Annotated in this window: 3 protein-coding genes; all 3 read left to right on the forward strand. The window is 62.3% G+C overall.

All coding sequences use genetic code 11. The annotated features are described in order from the left end of the window. The coding region (locus AC1DT6_RS40180) for a DUF637 domain-containing protein (RefSeq protein ID WP_477115600.1) at window positions 1-2,595 on the forward strand (2,595 nt) is incomplete at its 5' end. A gap of 8 nt (window positions 2,596-2,603) precedes the next feature. After that, window positions 2,604-2,894 (forward strand): barstar family protein, encoded by a 291-nt coding sequence (locus tag AC1DT6_RS40185; RefSeq protein ID WP_441637636.1) that lies wholly within the window; start codon window positions 2,604-2,606, stop codon window positions 2,892-2,894. A 278-nt stretch (window positions 2,895-3,172) separates the two neighbouring features. Continuing rightward, on the forward strand, window positions 3,173-3,405 hold a 233-nt coding region (locus tag AC1DT6_RS40190; protein WP_477115601.1), incomplete at its 3' end, for a hypothetical protein.

Here is a 3,405-nt window from a genome sequence, read left to right on the forward strand (position 1 = left end):
GACGACTGGCACTTCAACGCCAACCTGGGCGGCAATCCGGTCACCGCGCCCGGCACCAGCATCGACCGCGCGCAGTACCTGAACCACAGCCCGGCCGTCGCGGTGCTGGCCGGCGTGACGCCCGACAGCCTGCTGGCGCAGTTGCCGGCCGCGCTGCGCCCGGGCAGCGTGACCTTCTACTACGACCCCTACACCGAAGGCCAGAAGCTGCAGCAGGCAGCGCTGCGGCAGACGGGCCAGGCCAGCTTTGTCAGCGGGCTGGCGTGGGACAGCCAGCACCAGCTCTCGGTGACGGACCAGGAGAAACTCATCCTCTACCGGAACGCGGCGGACTACGCGAAGGAGCACCACATCCAGGTGGGCGAGGCGCTGTCGCCGGGGCAGGTGGCGGCGCTGGATGCGCCGATGCTGTGGTACGTGCAGCAGGCTGTTCCTGATCCGAGTTGCAACACGGTAGCCAGTACGGCGTGCCCGACGGTGAATGCGCTGGTGCCACAGGTGTACCTGCCGGAAGGCTATGCGCAGGCGCTGACCAAGCCGACCGGCGGCACGATTGCGGGTGAGAACGTCAATCTGGACATTGCCGGGCAGCTGCGCAACAGCGGGGTGATCACGGCGGGCGACACGCTGAACGTGAAGGCGGGCAGCATCGATGCCGGGCCCAATGTGGTGGACATCGGCACGTCGGCCTACCGGGTGCAGGGCGGCTGGAGCGTGATCACCGGGACGGTGGTGCAGCCGGGCGGGTTCATGAGCGCGATGCACATGAACATCGAGGCCGACAGCATCAACGCGGTCAACGATGCGTTCCTGATCCGCGGCGCCGACGGCAGGGTGGACGAGGCCGCAACCGTGGCTCTAGTCAATCAGCTGAAGGCCAATCTCGGGCTGAACTACACCGAGGGCACGGTAGCCGACGACATCCACACGCGGTTCATCAAGGAGAAGAAGGGGTTCGGGCCGCTGGGGCAGATCGTGGCGATCGCGGCGGCGGTGGCGATCTCGATCGTGACGGCAGGGGCTGGGGCGGTGGCCGTGACTGCTGCCTTTGGTGCAACCTTCGCTGCCACGGCGGCGGGTGCGGCGATGTCGCTCGCGGTGTCGGGGCTGATTGCCGGCACGCTCTCCAGCATGGCGAGCCAGTTGATCCTGACGGGGTCGCTGAATATGGGCGCGGCGCTCAAGGCGGGCGTGGTGTCGGGGGTGACGGCTGGCCTGACGCAGGGCGCGCTGGGTGCGCTGGACCTTGGTGGCGCAGGTGTGACCAGCATCGGCCAGAACATAGCCAAGGGCAGCTGGGAGGCGGTGCAGGCCAACCTTGGCAGCTATATCCAGGCGAGCGTGGTGCGCTCGGTGATCAGCGCCGGGGTCAACACGGTGGCGTACGGCGGCAGCTTCGGACAGGCCTTTGCGAACGGGCTGGTGCGGGATGTGGCGGCGGTGGGTGCGAATGCCATTGGCGTGACATTGCCGGGTATTGGCATGGTCGGCGCGTCAGCGGACACGATTCTGGCGAATGCGGCCGGTCATGCGCTGCTGGGGTGCGCCGCACAGAGCCTGTTGGGTGGGGATTGTGCGGGTGGCGCGATTGGTGGGGCGGCCAGTGCGATTGCGGCGCCACTCATCCGGGATGCGGTGTATGCAGACAGCCCAGTGCTGAACTACAGCGACGACAAGGTCCGCCAGGCAATAACAGTTGGGCTGGCGACGCTGATTGGTGGTGCTGCCGGCGCGGCCCTCGGTACGGACGCGACCTCCGCCGCGTTGGCGGCGCAAAACGAATCGCTGAACAATGCGACTTCGCAGGGGCCGGCACGCGGGATCGCCGCTCGTGAAAATGCGCGGTTGACGGCGCAGTGCGGGGCGGCGTGTAGGCAGGAGGACTTCCAGCGCATCGATACCCAGGTACGGCAGGTGGAAGCAGCGGCGACGCTGGCGCGGATGAATAATCTGACACCAGAGCAGGCGCTGAAGCTGGGTGACATGTTGACCAGCCTGCTGCCGCTGTACGGCACACCGGCAGCGCTTTACCAGGCGGTCACCGGTCAAGGTCTGAGCGGCCAGCCACTGGGCACAGCGGAGCGCTGGCTGATGGGTATCGCTGGCGTACTACCAGTGGCCGGGGTAGCCTATAGCAAGCTGAGTGAGTTTGTGGCGGCTCGGGGGGCGGTGGCCACAAATAGTGCGGTTGTAAGGACCGAAGGGACAGCGAACGCCTCTACATACGCGGGATTGAAGCTTGATCTTAAAACAACCCAGGCAGCCAATGACGTTGTGGATAGTCTTCGTGCGACTGGTCAACTTCCGGGCAATTATGTTACGAAAGCGGAAGCGGCTCAGCACGGGTGGCAACCAGGAAGAGCGCTGAACAACAGTGTAGCTGGTGGACAATTAGGAGGGGACGTGTTCGCAAATTCAACGAACGTGCTGCCATCCGCTTCTGGTCGGATTTGGTACGAGGCAGATATTGGGTTGAGTAATACCATGTCTCGTAGCAATCAGCTTGGCACAAGGCTGTTGTATTCTAGCGATGGATTGTTATATATTACCGCTGACCATTATAAAACAGTGACAAAAATCGGGAATTGGAAATAAGGTGTGTGATGAAAATCCAGATAAATGGCGAAATGGTGAAAAGCGAAATGGATTTCCATCGTGAGCTGGCATCCGCTCTTGGTGTTGAGTCGTTTTACGGTTATAACTTGGACGCTTTATGGGATCTGCTCAGCTCCAGCGTGGAGAGGCCTATTTGTTTAAGGTGGATTAATGCAAGTACCTCAAATAGATTTATGGGTAGAACGTACCAGGATATTATTGATATTTTGGAAAGAGTGAGAATTCAAGATGAGAGATTCGGTTGGGCCGATAAATTTACCTATACAATCGACTTGTAGCCACAAATAGTGGGGCCAACCCACTCCGGCGGGCATAAGCGGACGCCCAATGGCTTGATTGCACAGTATGGAGTTACTGCACAAGACACAACCTTGCCCAAGGTGGCAACGACACTGAACGCGAATGGCTTGACGGAGAAAGCCGTAAACGGCGTGACGCTGGAGTAACTGGCTGCGGCAACAGCGAGCGGAGATCCGGCCATCGTGGCTATGCAGTTGACCCGTAGGGGACATGCTGTGGTCGTTGATGGTGTCGCGCGGTCCCGGCCGCCACGCCGGTGGACAACCCGACCAGGCCGTGGCAGTTCAACCCGGTCATCGTTACCACGCCGGCTGCGCCGGACACGGGCGGCAAGCAAACGGTTGACTGGCACTTCAACGCCAACCTGGGCGGCAATCCGGTCACCGCGCCCGGCACCAGCATCGACCGCGCGCAGTACCTGAACCACAGCCCGGCCGTCGCGGTGCTGGCCGGCGTGACGCCCGACAGCCTGCTGGCGCAGTTGCCGGC

The organism is Cupriavidus sp. 01L45, assembly GCF_056399885.1.

Coding starts and splice junctions, on each gene's coding strand:
- AC1DT6_RS40185 (WP_441637636.1), top strand. CDS start 2,604: ATGAAAATCCAGATAAATGGCGAAATGGTGAAAAGCGAAATGGATTTC.